General features: G+C 42.1%; 12 protein-coding genes. 6 read left to right on the plus strand and 6 right to left on the minus strand.

What is annotated here, in order from left to right:
* Positions 1 to 164 precede the first annotated feature (164 nt).
* Both MsAc7_RS01830 and MsAc7_RS01835 read left to right on the plus strand, forming a co-directional pair.
* Entirely contained in the window at positions 165 to 1,013 is an 849-nt protein-coding gene (locus MsAc7_RS01830) for a methanogenesis marker 8 protein (protein ID WP_338102903.1), read from the plus strand.
* Positions 1,014 to 1,054: 41 nt separating this feature from the next.
* The gene (locus MsAc7_RS01835) at positions 1,055 to 2,437 is read left to right on the plus strand and encodes a geranylgeranyl reductase family protein (protein ID WP_338103446.1); all 1,383 of its coding nucleotides are present in this window, start codon (positions 1,055 to 1,057) and stop codon (positions 2,435 to 2,437) included.
* 122 nt (positions 2,438 to 2,559) lie between these two features.
* Here MsAc7_RS01835 and MsAc7_RS01840 read toward each other — a convergent pair whose 3' ends face one another.
* The 5 genes from MsAc7_RS01840 to MsAc7_RS01860 all read right to left on the minus strand — a co-directional run bounded on the left by MsAc7_RS01840 (position 2,560) and on the right by MsAc7_RS01860 (position 9,323).
* Positions 2,560 to 4,959, minus strand: coding sequence for a heavy metal translocating P-type ATPase (locus tag MsAc7_RS01840; protein ID WP_338102904.1), 2,400 nt, complete (start codon positions 4,957 to 4,959; stop codon positions 2,560 to 2,562).
* Between the two features lie 328 nt (positions 4,960 to 5,287).
* Positions 5,288 to 6,532, minus strand: a complete 1,245-nt coding sequence (hmgA, locus tag MsAc7_RS01845; protein ID WP_338102905.1) for a hydroxymethylglutaryl-CoA reductase (NADPH) — start codon at positions 6,530 to 6,532, stop codon at positions 5,288 to 5,290.
* 212 nt (positions 6,533 to 6,744) lie between these two features.
* Positions 6,745 to 7,857, minus strand: a complete 1,113-nt coding sequence (locus MsAc7_RS01850) for a pyridoxal phosphate-dependent aminotransferase (RefSeq protein ID WP_338102906.1) — start codon at positions 7,855 to 7,857, stop codon at positions 6,745 to 6,747.
* 106 nt (positions 7,858 to 7,963) lie between these two features.
* Positions 7,964 to 8,596, minus strand: a complete 633-nt coding sequence (gene hxlB, locus MsAc7_RS01855; protein ID WP_338102907.1) for a 6-phospho-3-hexuloisomerase — start codon at positions 8,594 to 8,596, stop codon at positions 7,964 to 7,966.
* 148 nt (positions 8,597 to 8,744) lie between these two features.
* Positions 8,745 to 9,323, minus strand: a complete 579-nt coding sequence (locus MsAc7_RS01860; RefSeq protein WP_338102908.1) for a hypothetical protein — start codon at positions 9,321 to 9,323, stop codon at positions 8,745 to 8,747.
* Positions 9,324 to 9,549: 226 nt separating this feature from the next.
* On the opposite strand from MsAc7_RS01860, the gene thiI reads away from it, so the two are divergent.
* The 4 genes from thiI (at position 9,550) to MsAc7_RS01880 (ending at position 15,341) form a co-directional block, all read left to right on the plus strand.
* On the plus strand, positions 9,550 to 10,758 hold the full coding sequence (gene thiI / locus MsAc7_RS01865) for a tRNA uracil 4-sulfurtransferase ThiI (RefSeq protein WP_338102909.1): 1,209 nt from the start codon (positions 9,550 to 9,552) through the stop codon (positions 10,756 to 10,758).
* A 343-nt stretch (positions 10,759 to 11,101) separates the two neighbouring features.
* Positions 11,102 to 11,890: a helix-turn-helix transcriptional regulator gene (locus MsAc7_RS01870; protein WP_338102910.1), complete on the plus strand. Its 789-nt coding sequence runs from the start codon at positions 11,102 to 11,104 to the stop codon at positions 11,888 to 11,890.
* A 381-nt stretch (positions 11,891 to 12,271) separates the two neighbouring features.
* A complete protein-coding gene (locus MsAc7_RS01875) occupies positions 12,272 to 12,670 on the plus strand; it encodes a carboxymuconolactone decarboxylase family protein (RefSeq protein ID WP_338103447.1) in 399 nt (132 codons plus the stop codon).
* Positions 12,671 to 12,902: 232 nt separating this feature from the next.
* Positions 12,903 to 15,341, plus strand: coding sequence for an autotransporter outer membrane beta-barrel domain-containing protein (locus MsAc7_RS01880; protein WP_338102911.1), 2,439 nt, complete (start codon positions 12,903 to 12,905; stop codon positions 15,339 to 15,341).
* 114 nt (positions 15,342 to 15,455) lie between these two features.
* On the opposite strand, the gene MsAc7_RS01885 is transcribed toward MsAc7_RS01880, so the two are convergent.
* Positions 15,456 to 17,135, minus strand: coding sequence for a phosphate--AMP phosphotransferase (locus MsAc7_RS01885; RefSeq protein ID WP_338102912.1), 1,680 nt, complete (start codon positions 17,133 to 17,135; stop codon positions 15,456 to 15,458).
* Positions 17,136 to 17,697: the final 562 nt, after the last annotated feature.

The raw sequence follows: 17,697 nt of genomic DNA on the forward strand, positions 1-17,697 counted from the left end.
AAAGTAAATAACATTTATTTAACTGAAATATTTGTATATAGCCGTTCCTATCGCAAAATGTTCCAATAATATTCAAAATATCCGACAGACCAAACTGTCACAAATTTTTAGTTTTTGACGTGAGCTTTTTATAACCGAAAACCTATGTTGTTTGAGTGGAATTTATGCGTCATGTGATGGAAATGGTTGGAAAAACGCGCGTTGTCGTTGAAGACGGCATGGTCGTCGATGTGTCGGCTCCGGAAGTAACTTGGTGTCCTCTTTTTGAAAAGGCGCGCGGAATTATTGAAATCAATCCGGACGAAGTGAAAAAGAATATGGAGTTTCGGATTCAGACATTCGGATTTTTTACGCCCAAACGTCAACTGGATGGTTTTGAGGATTTTGTCGGCTTTGGCGCGTCCGAAACCATGATGTCGGGACTTCTGCACGGGATTATTGACGCGTCTGTGAGTGTTTGTGACGGCGCCGGAACGGTGATTACGGCCAATCCATCCTTGGTTCAAGGAATGGGCGCCCGAATGTCCGGGCTTGTCTATACCGAACCGATTCCCGAAATTATTCAAAAAATTAAAGACCGGGACGGCCTTGTTTTGGATGAGAAAACGGCGACAATCGATCCATATCTTGGTGCTCAAAAAGCAGCGGAACTCGGATTTAAAAAAATCGCGGTGACGGTGGCGGATGCCAAAACAGCTGAACGAATTCGACAGCTTCAAGATGATTATCCCGTTTATTTCATGATTATCGCGGTTCACACGACCGGACTTTCCTGCGCCGAATCCGAAAAAATCGCTCAATTTTCGGACATCATTACGCTTTGCGCGTCCAAATATTTGCGGACAATAAAACCGCTTCTTCAAGTCGGAACATCGGTTCCGTTGATTGCGGTGACACAAAAAGGCCGGGAATTGTTGCTGGAACGCGCCAAATATGTGAAAAGCCCGCTTTTGGTCAACACCATGCCGCTTCCGTATCTTCCGGAACAAAAGCAGCCGCGAGATTTAATTTAAAATTAAAATTGAACCTTTTTTTGGAGGATTGTTTTTTGGACATGGAATGCGAAAACGAGCCGGAATGTTTTGACGTGATCGTCATTGGCGGCGGCCCGATCGGCTCAACGGCCGCGCGTTACGCTAAATTAAACGGCGTGTCCCGGGTTTTGATGATTGAGGAAAATTCTCAGGTCGGAATTCCGGTTCAATGCGCCGGTTTGCTAAGCGTTGCCGCTTTAAGGGAATCGGAAGTCGAGCCGGATGATTCCTTTGTTTTAAATTCCGTGATTGGCGCGGATGTTTATCCGCCTTCAGGCGTTCGTATGCAAATCAAAGGAAAAGAGACGATGGCTTATGTTGTTTCAAGATCCGCTTTTGATCAAAAACTGGCGGAAATGGCTGAAAAGTCGGGCGTTGAAATCCGCCTGAAAACAAAGGCAATCGGAATGAAGCGGGGAGCTGATCCCAAAAAGAGGACAGCCGTCTCGGATTCAAAGGATAATCTGAAAAGTGCGGATAATTTAGAAATGATGACTCCGAAAAGCAACGCTCCTGCCCAAAAAAAGGATGTCATTGACGCCGAATTTGAAGAACAGGACGGTTGGATTTTAACGGTGGCAAGCAGCGGTGTTACCCAAAAGATGTTTTCAAAAATAATTATTGCCGCCGACGGCGCCAACGGCCGCGCAGCCGGCTGGGCGGGACTTCTCCCCTGTGAAAAATTGTTGTCCGGCATTCAAGTGGATGCCGAATATGAATCGATGGACTCTGATTTTGTGGAAGTTTTTGTCGGCAGCGTTGCCCCCGGATTTTTCGCGTGGACGATTCCGATGTCGGACAAGTCGTCCCGGATCGGGCTTGCGATTGACCGTGACTGTGCCAAAAAATATTCAAATGATGAGAAAAAAGCCAATGCGAAATCATTTTTGACGGAATTTTTGGCGCGTCCGGAAGTGGCGGCGAAAATAAAATCCGAGCCGATGAATCTGACGGCCGGAAATATTCCGATCGGTCCGATGAAAAAGACATATGCGGAAGGATTTATGGTCGTCGGCGACGCAGCCGGCCAATGCAAACCCATCTCCGGCGGCGGTATTTATCCGGGCGCGGTGGCGGCGAAAATTGCCGGAAAAGTGGCGGCACAAGCTGTCCTTTCCAATAACTTTTCCGAAAAGAAGATGTCGGAATATGAAAAGTTATGGAAAAAGGAACTTAAACGGGAATTTGATATCGGAATGATGGCGCACGGGCGGCGTGAAAAAATGGGCGACGCTGATATGAACGCGATTTTTGCGGAACTGAACGATCCGGAAATTCTGGCGATTATCAATGAATACGGAGACATGGACCATCCGTCGGTTTTGATTCAAAAACTGATGTTGTCTAAGCATTCGTGGAAGATGATGAAGGTTTTTGGGGCTTTTTTGAAGTCGTTGATTTAAATGTAAAAAAGTAAAGCAAAAAAGTAAAAACAAAAAAGTAAAGCAAAAAAGTAAAGCAAAAAGGTAAAAACAAAAAATAAAAACAAAAAATTGAAATAAAACCGGTCTGAACAGAACCGGCCTTATTCTTCTTTAAAACGCATCATTCTGGCCGCGTTTAAAACCGCAATCATTGTCACGCCGACATCCGCAAAAACGGCTTCCCACATGGTGGCGATTCCGAAAGCGCCGAGAATTAAAAAGATTCCTTTGACGGCAAACGCGAAGAGAATATTTTGCCACACGATTTTTGTCGTTTTCTTGGAAATTTTAAGAGCGGTGACAAGTTGAGACGGTTTGCCGTGCATCAAAATGACATCTGCGGCTTCAAGAGCGGCGTCGGAACCGATTCCGCCCATGGCAACGCCGATGTCGGCCCGCGCCAAAACCGGCGCATCGTTGATGCCGTCGCCGACAAACGCAATTTTTTCTTTTTTGTTTCGCTCACGGCTCTTCTGTTCAATTTCCTCAAGCATTTCCACTTTTTGGTTCGGCAAAAGTTCGCTTTGAACACGATTGATTCCCAGATATGACGCGCAGGCATTTCCGACACTCTTTTTGTCGCCGGTCAACATGATGATTTCTTTCACGCCGAATTTTTTCAAATCGGCCACCGTTTGCTTGCTGTCCTCTTTGACGGCATCCGAAATCACGATTTGTCCGGCAAAAACACCGCCGATGGCAACCAAAACATGGGTTTGCACGTCGCCCGCGTCAAACGCGTTCTTGAACGCCGGACGGTCCGGAACCGAAATATTTTCCTGCCGCATCAGTTTGTCGTTTCCGACCAAAATTGTTTTTCCGTTCAGCGTTGCTTTGACGCCGAGACCCGAAAACTCCGTGTAATCGGATATTTTTTCATCAAGAGCGGCGCCTTTGGACATTTTTTTGTAAGCCCGCTCAATTGAAAGCGCAACCGGGTGCGTGGAATAAGATTCGACAACAGCGCTGTTGTACAGAACTTCCTCTTTTGAAAAGCCGTTTTCCGCCTCGATTTGAACAACTTCAAAAATGCCGTTGGTGAGCGTTCCTGTTTTGTCAAAAACGACTGTTTTGACCTGGTTGAGTCCTTCCAAATAGTTGCTTCCCTTAACAAGAATACCGTTTTTGGAAGCAGCGCCGATTCCGCCGAAATAGCCGAGCGGAATGGAGATGACCAGCGCGCAGGGACAGGAGATAACCAAAAACACAAGCCCACGGTATATCCAATCGTCAAAATCGGCGCCAAGAACAATTGGCGGAATAAACGCGATCAAAGCGGCCGCTACGACGACAAACGGTGTATAGTATCTGGAAAACTGGGTGATAAACTTCTCCGTCGGCGCTTTTTTGGAAGCGGCGTTTTCCACCATTTCCAGAATTTTTGAAACGGTAGAGTCTTCAAAGGGTTTTTCAACCCGAATCAAAAGGGCTTTATTTTGGTTGACGGAACCGGACAAAATGTTTTCTCCCGGCCGCATGGTTCTGGGAACAGATTCGCCGGTCAGCGCCGAGGTATCGACCAAAGATTCGCCGGAAATAATTTTTCCGTCAAGCGGCACCTTTTCGCCCGGTTTGACAAGAATGGTGTCGCCGACAGCGACATCAAACGGCGACACTTTGGAAAACGTATCAGCATCCTTGTCTTTCAAATTGGCGTATTCCGGACGAATATTCATAAGTGCCGTGATGGATTTTCGGGATTTTTTGACGGCCGCCTCTTGGAAGAATTCGCCGACTTGGTAAAAAACCATGACCGCAACAGCTTCCGGAAATTCGCCGATTGCAAAAGCGCCAAGTGTTGCGATGGTCATCAAAAAGTTTTCATCAAAAACCCGTCCTTTGGAAATGTCTCGAACAGCACTTAAAACAACATCACCGCCAACCAAAATGTAACTGACCGCAAAAAATCCGAACTCAATCACATAGGAAAAATGAGAGAGATCAGGAGCGGCGGCATCCCAAATATGGGACAAATGAAGAATCATGCCGATGATAAACAAAACGGTACCGATGCCGATTCGAATAAATTTTTTCTTGTCCACCAACTCAAAAAAACGGGAGAAGCGGGAAGAAGGCGGAGGGGAAGACGAAGAGACTGAAGAATAATAATTCATTTCCGGCGGCGTATCTTTCACATTTGATTTGTCTTTCTCGGACAGATTTTCAGCAATGGTTTCCTCTTTTTCTGTTTTTGAAGAGACTTTCGGATTGCCCAAGCTGATGACAGAAACAGAACTTTTCGGAGAAGACGGACTCTTTTTCAAAGAGCCGCCTCTCTTTTTTTCCAAAACTTTCGTATCCGGTTCGATTGACCGGATGATTTTTTCGATTTCCGGCAGAATGTCGCCCGAATAATCGTCGCTCAGTTCAACGATTAATGTCGCTGTCATGAAGTTGACGGTGGATTCAGAGACGCCGGAAAGTTTCGAAACAGCCGACTCAATTTTATTGGCGCAGTTGGCACATCCCAACCCCTCCAAATAATATTCTTTTTTGACCATTTTGATTCACGTTTTGTAAGTTTTAAATTCTTAACTATTTTTAAAAAAGTATTACGAAATAGTCATAAAATTGGATTCTATATAAACATATTGAATTTGAGTATTATTTTTTAATGACTTTTTAACACTTTTTCAAACAAATAGGCTCCATAAATGAGAAACGATAAAAAAGAGTCAACAAAAGATAAAAATCGAAAAATAAAACAAATTGAAATTTTAAATAAAACAATTGAAAAGAATCGAAAAATAAAAATAAAAATAAAAAAAGATGAAAAGCCGTTTTTAAGATTTCGGCTCTCATTTTCATTATTTTTATTTATTTCGTTTTTTATCTTCCAAGCTGAGCGTGCGCCCGCGCCAGATGTCCGGCCGCTTGGGCGGCCACAAGCGAAATTTCGCCGGCCAAAACCGCCGCCGCAACAATTTCGGACAATGCCAACGCGTTTTCTCCCGGCACTTTTCCGGCGCCGGCAACACCGAGCAGTTTTAAACATTCTTGCTGCGTCGCAATGGTGGTTCCACCGCCAACGGTTCCGACTTCAACGGCCGGCATCGTCACCGAGCAAACTAAATTCCCATCGCTGTCAATGTCCATTTCCGTCACGCACAAACTGCCTTCGACAACGTGGGCAGGATCTTGCCCGCACGCTAAAAAAATGGCGGCGACGATATTTGCGGCATGCGCGTTAAAACCGAGCGATCCGGCCCGCATGGACCCGAGGAAATTCTTCCGGTAATTGACATCAAACATCGCTTCCGGTGTGCATTTTAATGTTTCTTTGATAAAGGACGATTCCAAGCGCGCTTCGGCAATGACGGTTTTTCCGCGGCCGAGAATAGCGTTGATAGCGGACGGTTTTTTGTCGGTACACATGTTTCCGGAAAGAGACACGCATTCAACGCCGGTTTCGTCGGCAATCATTTTGGTAATCGCTTCGGAAGCAATGGTAATCATATTCATGCCCATCGCGTCTTTGGTATCAAACCCGAGACGGAGGTGGATGTTGTTGCCGCTGACAAACGGACAAACATCCAAAAATTCACCAAACCGTGTTGTCGCATCTGCCGCTTTTTTAATTTTATCAAACGTTTCCGGCAAAAGAATCCAATCATAAAATTTTTTTGTTTCATCCAAATTGTCAAACTTAAAAACAGGAGCGCGCGTCATCATATTTTTGAACACGCGGACATTTGCGCCGCCGGATTTCGTAATGATGGAACAGCCGCGGTTGACGCTGGCCACAAGCGCGCCTTCTGTTGTCGCCAGCGGGAGATAATAGATTCCTTTTGCGTAATCGCCGATGATTTGAATTTCACCGGCGACGCCGAGCGGCAATTGAACGGCACCGATCATATTTTCAATGTTTTTCTTACCGACCGATTCTACATCAAACGTATAAGTTCCAACGTGGTCAAAAGCGACCTCCCTTTTGGATTCCAAAAAAGCGCGCCTGAGTTTTGCCGAATCGTCTTTACCCAAAAACTCCTCGATTTTTCGAAGAGAAATTTCTCCCGAAACCATTTTTTTAAGAAGAACTTGTTCTTCGCTTGTCAGTTTTTCCGTCGTTGACATGATTTCCATCCTTTGATTGCTAAAATGACTGTATTATAATTGTTCATATTATTTATGAAAAATATCTAAATTCATAAAAAGGTAATGGAACAAAAAAAGGAAGAAAAAGGAAATAAAAAAAGAAAGAGAAAAGAGAAAATAAAAAAACAAAAATAGGCGATATTGTAATATCAGATGTTTGAACCTGATTTTACGCCTTTCGCTTTCAAAATTTAAAGGACTTTTTCCATAATGGCCAACGCTTTTTTAATATCGTCCATCGACGCTGCGTATGAAATCCGAATGTGGTCTATTCCGTTTGATCCAAAAGCTGTTCCCGGCGTCACAACAACATCGTTTTTAAGAAGTGTTTCCGCCGCTTTGTCACAGTTTTTGATTTCCGGGAATGCGTAAAACGCGCCTTTCGGCATCACACACGGAAGTCCGATGTCATTGAGACCTTTGACAAGAACATCACGCCGGTTTTTGAATTCGTTTTTCATGCGGACGACTGAATCTTGCGGGCCTGCCAACGCTTCAACAGCCGCTTTTTGAGCGATTGAGTTGGCGCACGCTTGCAGATATTGATGAACTTTTAAGATTTGTCCGACGTAATTTTCTTTGGCGGCCAAATAGCCGACACGCCAACCGGTCATCGCGTAACTTTTGGAAAGAGCGTTGATTGTGACGACGTTGTCCGAAAACTGAGCGGGACTGACGTGTTCGCCTTCATAAATAAAATATTCGTAAACCTCGTCGGAAATAATGGTGATGTTTTTGTCGTCGGCAATTTCGGAAAGCGCCCGAATGTCCGATTTTGAAGAAACAGCGCCGGTCGGATTTCCGGGGGAGTTGAGAATGACGGCTTTGGTTTTGGGCGTGATTTTTTCGAGAACGTCGTCGATGTCCAGCGTCAAATCTTCTTTTAAATTGACACTGACGTCTTTTCCGTTCAGCAGGCGGACAATAGAATTGTACGCCAAAAATCCGGGGTTCGGAATTAAAACTTCGTCGCCGGGACTGACCAGAGCCGAAAGGGAAATATAAAGCGCTTCTGAGGCACCGGATGTTACCATCACTTCGTTTGGTTTGACGGAGATGTGGTTTTCCCGGCTCAATTTGTCGCAAATAGCGTTTCTGAGTTCAATGATTCCAAGACCGGCGGTATATCCCGTAAAACCATCGTTGATCGCTTGAATCGCCGCCTTTTTGATATTTTCGGGCGTGTCGAAATCCGGCTCTCCGATTCCGAGATTGATGGCGTTTGGACCGGCCGCTTCAAAGAGTTTGCGAATTCCGGAAATATTCACGTTGGAAACGCCGGTTGAAAATTTATTCTCTGACATTTTTATTCCCCATATGAGTCTTTAGATTTTGTTTTTAGATTTATGTATGATTTATGAATGTGACGGATGCCGTATTTTGGATTTTAATTGAAGATGAGACGGATTCTTATTCAGTGTTTGCGTGTCTTTTTCTCATTTCCTCTTCCGACGCTTTCGTAATCTCAATGAGTTCCACAACAACAGAATCTAAAAAGATGAGCGTCAGAATTTCAAAGGAAGTTCCCATCGGTCCTGATTTTTGATTAACGGCTCCGGCTTTTGGTTCAATTGCGTCCGCCCTTGATTTTGAAGGAAGAATGACATTGACATTTGATATTTTTCCCAGATCGGATCCGCTCTTGGATGTAATTCCAATGACTCCGGCGTTCAAACTTTTCGCCTTGTTGGCGACGTGAAGAACGGAAGCTGTTCCGCCGGACCCGGAAATCGCAATCACAACATCGTCTTCTTTAACGGACGGCGTAATTGTTTCACCAATCACGAATGCGTCAAATCCCATGTGCATGAGGCGCATCGCAAAAGCTTTTCCCATCAAGCCGGACCGTCCGGCGCCGACCACAAAAATGCGGCCGCCGCTTTTTTTCGTTTCCGCAATTTCCTCAAGCATGGCGCAAACATCCGGACGGTTAATGTCGCCGATTACGGATTGGATTTGAGCCGTGATGTTTTCCATGGATGAATAAACGGTGTCGCAAGACGTCACATTATAGGCGCTGATTTCTCTGTTGTCACATTTCATAAGATTTCCTCAAATCATAAAACAAAAAACTCATTGATCAATATTTTTTCTTTTATTGTTTTTTATTATTTGTTATTGTTTTTTATTATTTGTTATTGTTTTTTATTATTTGTTATTGTTTTTCATTATTTATTTTTCGTTATCTGTTTCATTTAACATCGCATCTTAAGTCAAATCCAAGGAAAAATGTTCCCTTCTCCGGCGATTTGTCAAAATTGTAGACTTTTCGGATATACTCGTCGCTGGGCGTTGACGGCGATCCCAATACCGCTTCTTTGATTTGACAGGAATCGTCAAGCTCATACGGTTTTGGCGGTAAAATGACAATCGGTTTTCCGCTGGCAGTGGGCACTTTGCTTTTGTCGATGATGAATGTTCCCATCACCAAATAGTCCACTTTGCCTTCATATTTACAAACATCTTCCGCCGCGCAGTCAAAGCCGACAATTTCGCCGCCTTGCATCATGATCACATTGGGCGGTTTAGGCCAGACATATTCTTTGGTGGTGGTAAAGCAAAGAATACATTCTTTTTTGAAGACTTCTTTCACGCCTTGGTTGTCGCCTTCGCCCATTCCCATCAAAACATTGCCGTTTGCGGCCTCCTCCAACTTTTCGACAGCCGCTTTGTCTTCTTCGGTCAACATAAAGACGCAATCGACACCTTTGACTTGAGACAAATGCGTCTTGATTTCTTCAATCATTTCATTTTCAAGATCCGTATACATATTCATTCCCCGCAATCCATTTGTTTTCAAAAATTACCTGACTGAAATCTTAAAGGATAAGAACTTATTTTAATCTATTTTTCAAAAAAATTCGTCTGTTGTTTCCTTTTTGGCGATGTTTCTCCAATTCGCTGCAATCCTCATCGGCAAAAAAACGATTTTTTCGTTTCATCTCTCAATTTCTCACTTGGAAAAGTTCATATAAAAAGCGCCTGAATCAAGGGATATGACTGAACCTGTCCCCGAAAAAAGTGTCGTGATTGTCCGGTACGGCGAGTTGTCTTTAAAAAGCCGCGGCGTTCGGGACCGGTATGAAGAAATTTTGAAGATGAATATTCACGCGATGCTGAAAGCCAACAACATTCCCTTTTCCAATATCCGGCGGGATTTCGGGCGGATTTTTGTCGAAACAAACCACCCGCTTGCGTCTGACGTGATTTCCCGGGTTTTCGGTGTTGTCAGCGTATCGCCGGCATTCGTTTGCGCGTCTGTTTTGGAAGAAATCACGTCTTTATGCGCGGACGTATCCGCTCCGGAAATTCAAAGCGGTGAAACATATGCGGTCCGTGCGCGGCGAAACGGAAATCACCCGTTTTCATCCAACGATGCCGCCCGTTTGTGCGGAGACGCGATTTGGGAAAAAATGGTTTCTCAAGGAAAAACGCCGGCTGTTGACTTGACAAATCCGGACAAAGAAATATTTATCGAGATCCGGCAAAGCCGGTCTTATGTTTATTTCGACAGCGTTAAAGGACCGGGCGGTTTTCCGACGGGCACGCAAGGAAAAATGGTTGTTTTGCTGTCGGGCGGAATTGATTCCCCGGTGGCAGCGTGGCTGATGATGAAGCGCGGCATTGACATTATTCCGGTTTTTTTTGATAATTCGCCTTATATGAGCCCGATTGCGCTTGAAAAAGCGCTTTTAAACGCTGAAGCGTTGTTTTCTTGGGTGCCCGGCCGCAAGCATAAGTTTTACCGAATCAAAAACGGCGAATATATGAAATCCATGATGGAAACGTGCCATCAGAAAAACATTTGCCTGATGTGCAAACGTTTTATGTTCCGGGTCGCCGGCGAAGTTATGAAAATGAATGAAGCGTCCGGGATTATTTCCGGTTCTTCTCTCGGACAAGTGGCGTCGCAGACCGCTGAAAATATGCTTTCGGAAACATACGGGCTATGCCTTCCGCTTTACCATCCGCTGATTGCGTTTGACAAACAGGAAATTGTCACAATTGCTCAAAAAATCGGTACGTTTGAGAATTCGATTCGAAGCTCTGATGAAAAAGAGTGCTCGGCAGTTCCCGAAAAACCGGAAATAAAAGCCAAATTGACAGCGGCTTTGGATGAGGAAAAAAGATTTAATTTCAAGGTGGAAGATTTGGTTCAGAAATTGGCAAGAGAAGCGGAAATTATTGATTTTCCCGGAAAATAAGCGCTGAATTCTTTTTTTGTTTTCTTTTTTCTTTTGTTTTTCTTTTGGTTCTTTTGATTCTTATTTTTGAATCATTCCATTTTTAAATTTCAGACTTAAATCAATTCTGAACTTCATTCTTGGCAAAAGTTTATTTCGAAAACTTTATATGATTAAATGAGTTTTTTTATACGACTACTATAATTTTCATATTGATTCAACTATTAATTATTCAAAAAATATAATGGTTAGTCAAAAAATATAATAATTCATTTAAAATGAAATACTTTATATAATAATATCTAAACAGAATCGTAATAGAACATGTAATCTTGTTTAAAAACAGAATGAAGAGGTCTTATTAATGAAAGGAAAAGGACTTTTAAGTCTTATTACGTTTTCAGAAAAGAGAAGAGATTTGCTTTTTTTGATTGCTGAAAAACCGCGTACTTTAATCGAAATTAAGAATTATTTCGACGTCAAGACGCCTGAAATTTATCCGAGAATCAAAGAACTTTTGGAAGCCGATTTGATTCAAAAAATCAACAACGAATACCACTTAACACCGATCGGGAAAGTGGTTTTAAGTTACTTCCGTCCGTTGGTTGAAATCTTAAATGTTTTGGAAGAAACCAGTGAATTTTGGACCGACCACGATACCAACGCGATTCCGCTTTCGCTTTTGGAGCGCTTCAACGAACTTGAAAACTGCGTGATGTTCCAAGACCCGGCCAAAAACGTGTTTGAGCAAAACCGTTTGATTTTGGAAAAGCTCGACACCGCCAAATCCATTCAAGGAGTTATTTCCGTTTTCATGCCGTCCAGTCTTGAAATGATTGAAGAGACCGCCAACCGCAAGATCCCGGCGAAGTTCGTTTTGACGCAGGATGTTTACGATAAATTCCGGTTAGATTACAAGCCGCTCCTTGAATCTTTCATCAAAATCAAAGGAAACGAGCTTTATGTGATTGATTCCGTGAACTTGTTCGTGATGACGACCGACACGTACCTTTACTTCTCGTTGTTCTACAAAAATGGTCTTTATGACTCTCAGAAATACCTGGTGGCCATGGACGACCGTTCCCTTAATTGGGGTTCCGATTTGACGAAATTCTTCGTTGACCGTTCCAAAAAGATTGAAAAATTGCCGTAACTTTTCTTTCTTTTTTCCTTTTCTTTTCTCTTTTCTTTTCTTTTTGGACGGCGTCGTACGCGCGCGTTATGGCGGCACATTTTCGTTCGGATTTCAAAAACCGTGGGCGTTTTTTTGGAAAATCATGACAAACAATTCTCCGGTTTTTTAAAAATTCAAGCAAACCATCCCGATTCAATCAACGCGGAGCGTTTGATTGAATCGGATTGAGACATCAATCGGCACATCAATCGGCACATCAATCGGCACATCAATCGGCACATCAATCGGCACAGCGATCCGGATTTGGTTACCGGCAAAAACCGATGAAATAGATTTATATAAATTAAATTGTATTTTTATTTTGACATTCTTTATAAAAATGAGGTGGTCATTGTGAATATGGAAAAAAAATCCGGAAAAGAAGTTGTCGAAAGCATCGGCCAAAAAATGGGCTTTACGCCCCACGTTCTTGAAACACTTGTCGCTCTTGATGAAGATTTTGTCAGAAGGTACGGCCATTGCGACGGCCGGCTTTTAAATGACGGTGTTTTGCCCGCCAAAACCAAAATATTAATGGCGCTTGCCGTTGTCGCGTCTAAACAATGCGAATCTTGCGTGATGTCACAAATGAGAAGCGCGATTCACAACGGCGCCACCAAAGAAGAAATCATGGAAACCATGGAAGTGATTTCGATTACCTCCGGCGCGCCGGCGGTTGCCGCTTGCCGTGAAGCCTTGCGCGTTCTTCTTTTGGAAGGAAATATGGACGGCAAAAAAGTGAACGGGAAAAGAGATTAATTTCTTTTTTTCTTATTTATTTCGTTTTTTGCGTGGTTTTGCCATCATAATTAATTTGTATTTTTACATTAAATAAATCTTTTTTGAATTGTATAATCCATTAATATAAATTCTATACTTTTTTTGTAATAATATTTAAATATATCATTGCGATAGTATCATTTGGTCAAAATATTATATAATCTTAAATATAATTAATTAAAAACGGTTTTAAATAGGAGGTCTGGATTTTATGAAATTAACATATTCGACATTATTTGCGGTTGCCGCAATTGTTTTACTTTTAACGGTTTTGCCGATGAATGCCGACGCAAAAACTGTTACAGTCGGAACAAGCGGAGATTACAGTACTCTTGCGGATGCTGTTGTTGCTTTAAATGCAGAACCCGGTAATGATCACACAATCACCGTGCTTGAAAACATCACGATAACCAAGCGAGCATATATCGTTGACAAAAATATCACAATTCAAGGCATTAATCCGGATATTGTCATCACGCGCGGGGCCGGATTTTCGGCGGCAAGTGATACTCAAAGAAGTTGGTTTAATCCCGGAATGCTGGAAGTTGCCGTTTCGAATGTTACCGACAATTCCAAATGGTCAGAAGTTATTTTAAAAAATATTACTTTTGACGATGCCAATAATCCGGATGTTGCAATAATGACAAATTCAACGCCGCAAGGTGCCCCAGATCCGGTGGGCGGTTATGCGGTACACGTTTATGATTCCGTCTTATCCGCTTATGACAGCAAAACAAAAATTACTATGGGAGAAGGCGCAAAAATCAAAAACCCGGGCGGTTATTCAGCCATTATGCTGACCAACGGAGCCAGTTGTGTCATGGAAAACGGAAGTACAATCGGTGGCAACATTAATTCACTGAGGGGCATTCCACTCATTCGCATGGTAAATAATGTAAAATTAACATTTAATGCAACAATTACTGATTTAAATAACAGTAGTAAAGTTATAATTTTAACTGAAAATGGCGGAACTATTGATTTTTATGGAAATATTTCAAATTGTAATGTAACACATGTTATTCAGTCCGGGGGATCTAATGTCATATTGCATAAAAACAGTAAAATATCAGGAAATAACAAAGCAAATGCTGGTGCGGTCTACATTTCAGGAGGAAGTCTGAATATTTCCGGTGAAATTTCGAACAACACTTGCACTTCTAATAATGGTGGTGCAATTTATGCGATATGGAGTGGCTCCCTCATCCTTTCGGAAAGCGGTAATATTTCAAATAATACTGTACAAGCATCAAGTGGTGGCGGGTCCGGCGGGGGCGTTTATCTCAACCATAACTCAACAATGACTATGAATGGTGGAAAAATTTCCGGAAATCAGGCGTTGGGTCCTTTTTCAACCAACTCCAGCAACAGTGACTTTGGTGGCGGTGGCGTTTCTATTGTCCGGGGCAGTTCATTTACCATGAACGGAGGTACAATTTCAGACAATAAAGCTGCGGCTGGTGGCGGTGTATTTTTAGCCGGAAAAGCAGATACTTATATCGGTCCCAGATTTATTTTCAATAATGGGACAATTAAAAATAATCTAGTGACAGATAGCACTAATGCAACTTATGGAAATGACATCGCTCTCGGAGTCACTAAAACAAATGCCTCTTCTGAAAATTTTGTTGGCGCAACGGGCGGCCACTCCATATTCATCAGCAAAACCACTGTTGTCGGAGACAAATTAATCGGAATTTCGGTCAGAGATTCTTCAAACGCTAGCAATAGCACCGGTTATCACCAAGCCGTTCACGTTGAAAACTTCCAATCGGCTATGCTTTTCGGAACTTTGAACGCGACACAATCGACGGAGCTTTTCAACAGTTTAACCACTCATGATGCCGGTTACGGCGGTTCTTTAAAGAACAGTCTGTGGGTGGATTCGAAAACAACCGGACCCGCATTCAGTTTTGTCAACATTCTTCCGATTCCGGGTGACCAGAATGATTACGAATATTTAGCAATCGTCACGCCCCTCAACGCAACTTCAGGAACCGGCGGCTCAACAGCTCAATACATAACACCAACCCGCGTTTCAAACGGGCTTGAGTTAAACGTGACAAAAGATGCAGCGGCTGTTAACGGATATGCCGTTGTTATTGCGGCCAAAACAAAAGCCGGGCCGTTGACATTGAATATTTCCCACGACGGAGACGGAGAATTTTATTTCATTTCTAACCCGACGGCAACTTCCGCGACGATAAATCCGGGCAGTTCTGAGAACATCTATACAAAAGCGGCAGACGGCTGGAAAGTAAAATCAGTGACTTTGACCGCCGCAGATGGCAGCGTTTTTTCAAAAACTGTCACCGGAGATCAAGTTGTCGTGAATTATTCGGAGCTGTCATCCACCAATGCCACCACCGCCAACATTATTCACGCCGTCTTTGAGAAAAACGGCAGCGATCCGAGTGGCGGAACCGGTTCGGCAAATGTGACCGACCCGAAAACAACGCCACCGAGAGAAGAGGCGGGAGGATTTGAAGAACCGGCAGCTCCGCCTTCAAAATCATGCCAGCCTGTGCCGATTAAAGAAGAATGCAATATGTTTTTGATTAACGCTGTTCTGTCTTTGATTGCGCTCATATTGGCAATTCTTTTGCTCTTGCTTCTTCTTCGAAGACGAAAAGAAAAAAAGAATCCGTAAAGAAATAATAAAAAATAAAAAATCGGGATGAAACAAATTCCCGATTTTCTTTTTGATAAATGATTGACGGATTGTCATCTTTTTTCTGTTTTTTTCTATCTTTTTTTAGAACATTTATTCAAACAGTTTTTTCTTATCGACTTTTTCAGGGCCGGGAATTGCCTTTTCAATGTGTTTGATGATATTTTTCAAAATTTTAATTCGGGCATAATATTTATCGTCCGACTCAACAATGACCCAGGGCGCGTCTTGTGTATCGGTTTCCTCAATCATTTGATTCACCGCGTCATAATACTCGTCCCACTTTTCCCGGTTGCGCCAGTCTTCTTCCGTCAATTTCCATTGTTTAAGCGGATTGGCCGCTCTTGCGTTGAACCGCTCCAACTGCTTTTCCTTGCTGACATGAAGCCAAAACTTAATCACAATCATTCCGGAATCGGTGAGCATTCTTTCAAACAAATTGATTTCACTGTACGCACGCTGCCACTCTTCTTCCGTACAGAAGTGTTCCACCCGCTCAACCATGACCCGTCCGTACCAGCTGCGGTCATAAATGGACGTTTTGCCGCATGTCGGAATGCCGTCCAAAAAACGCCAAAGATAGTGGTGGCGAAGGTCAACGTCGGTCGGACTTGCAATCGGAATCACGCGGTAAAACCGGGGATTCATGGATTGAACAATCCGTTTGATGCTGCCGCCTTTTCCGGCCGCGTCCCATCCTTCAAAGACCAAAACCATCGATTTCTTTTGAGAATAAAGGACATAATGCAAAAATGACAAACGGTTTTGATATTCCTTTAATTTTTTCTGATATTCTTTTTTGGTGTACGACTTTGTCAAATCCGTTTTTCCCAAATGATCCGCGTATCCGGAAACTGAAATAGTTTCACCGGCCGGCCTGACCAAATCGTTTATTTTTTCAATAACCGTGACATCCGTATCGCTTTTGTATTCTGTTTCCAATTTTAATTGGGCATGCTCGACCGCCGGCTTGAGCTGGTCGATAATGGTTTTCATGGTTTGAAGAATCGCAAAGTCCAAATCTTGTTTGACAAAAATTAATTTCCAGGGGGAAGATTCCGTGTGCGTGCGGTCCAAAAGTTCTTTGATGACGTAAATGTCTTCCCGGTATACTTTTTCCGTTGACCGCTTATCGATAATATACGGAATTGTTTTCTTCCATGTGCTTTTTCGCTTGAGGCGATCTTCTTTGGAAATGCCGAAGTAAATTTTAATCAAAATGCTGCCGTCATCCGTGAGTGTTTTTTCAAAACCGTTGATGTTATTCACCAATTTTTCAAACCGTTCCGTATGAATGATTTCTTTTTTGGTGGTTTCCGTAAATAAAGATAAGGCGCTGTTGTTCTCAAGCGCCGGGTTTTGACCGCACATCAAAGGATTTGAATCATCCATCAGATGTTCGATCAATCCACGCATATACCAGCTGCGATCGAAAACGGCGATTTTTCCCATCGGCGCAATTTTTTGACTGAACCGCGTCATGAATGGTTTTTTTCGTTCTTCGGATGTCGGCGCTTCCGTAAAATAAAAATCAAAACCGCGCGAGTCCAGAGGAAGCAGTTGTTGATTTATGATTTCTCCGATAAATGAATCGTACCAGCCTTCAAAAACGATCGTAACAGAAAGATTCAACCGCCGGACTTCACGTTGTAAAATTCCAAGTTCATTGCCATACTCTTCAATCAAATCCTTGTATGTTTTATTGTTTGGAATATCAATCGAAACTTTGGACAAAACCACCGTTTTCACATCCTTCAACGTCACTTCGTTCATGTAACATTTAATATTAACCGATTAATACGTTCATATCTTATAATTTTTGCAATTCGAAAACTTATCTGATTTAATTAAATCCAATTTATATAAAAATATTGTATATTTAAAAAAACGAACAAAATAGTTTTTTAAAAATATGTTTTTAAATAGTCTTCTTAAAGAATATATAATATTTTTGAAAAACTCATATAGTGTAGATTTTAAAAAACATATATTTATTATTAATTTTTTAAACTAAATTGAATAGACTAAATATAATAAATATTCTACAATTCATACATACAATATATAATCTATTTTTAAAATTCATCTAAAATAAATGAATATATTTCTTAAAAAAATTGATAAAATTTCAAGAAAAGAATAATAAAAAATATTAATTAAAATTCTTTCTTTTTCATATTTCGGTTGTCTGTCCAATTTATTTTGAAACAATTTTAAGTGCATTCTCTTGCAATCCGGTCTTTTCAATAAATACCAAAAAATGCACAAACATCCATTATTTTCTTTGAATATATTTCCGATAATATTCCAAAGGATTCAATATTTTAAAACATAT

It is taken from the genome of Methanolapillus millepedarum, from assembly GCF_032594115.1.
In the GTDB taxonomy this organism is placed as follows: domain Archaea; phylum Halobacteriota; class Methanosarcinia; order Methanosarcinales; family Methanosarcinaceae; genus Methanolapillus; species Methanolapillus millepedarum.

Coding starts and splice junctions, on each gene's coding strand:
- MsAc7_RS01830 (WP_338102903.1), top strand. CDS start 165: ATGCGTCATGTGATGGAAATGGTTGGAAAAACGCGCGTTGTCGTTGAA.
- MsAc7_RS01835 (WP_338103446.1), top strand. CDS start 1,055: ATGGAATGCGAAAACGAGCCGGAATGTTTTGACGTGATCGTCATTGGC.
- MsAc7_RS01840 (WP_338102904.1), bottom strand. CDS start 4,959: ATGGTCAAAAAAGAATATTATTTGGAGGGGTTGGGATGTGCCAACTGC.
- hmgA (WP_338102905.1), bottom strand. CDS start 6,532: ATGTCAACGACGGAAAAACTGACAAGCGAAGAACAAGTTCTTCTTAAA.
- MsAc7_RS01850 (WP_338102906.1), bottom strand. CDS start 7,857: ATGTCAGAGAATAAATTTTCAACCGGCGTTTCCAACGTGAATATTTCC.
- hxlB (WP_338102907.1), bottom strand. CDS start 8,596: ATGAAATGTGACAACAGAGAAATCAGCGCCTATAATGTGACGTCTTGC.
- MsAc7_RS01860 (WP_338102908.1), bottom strand. CDS start 9,323: ATGTATACGGATCTTGAAAATGAAATGATTGAAGAAATCAAGACGCAT.
- thiI (WP_338102909.1), top strand. CDS start 9,550: ATGACTGAACCTGTCCCCGAAAAAAGTGTCGTGATTGTCCGGTACGGC.
- MsAc7_RS01870 (WP_338102910.1), top strand. CDS start 11,102: ATGAAAGGAAAAGGACTTTTAAGTCTTATTACGTTTTCAGAAAAGAGA.
- MsAc7_RS01875 (WP_338103447.1), top strand. CDS start 12,272: ATGGAAAAAAAATCCGGAAAAGAAGTTGTCGAAAGCATCGGCCAAAAA.
- MsAc7_RS01880 (WP_338102911.1), top strand. CDS start 12,903: ATGAAATTAACATATTCGACATTATTTGCGGTTGCCGCAATTGTTTTA.
- MsAc7_RS01885 (WP_338102912.1), bottom strand. CDS start 17,135: ATGAACGAAGTGACGTTGAAGGATGTGAAAACGGTGGTTTTGTCCAAA.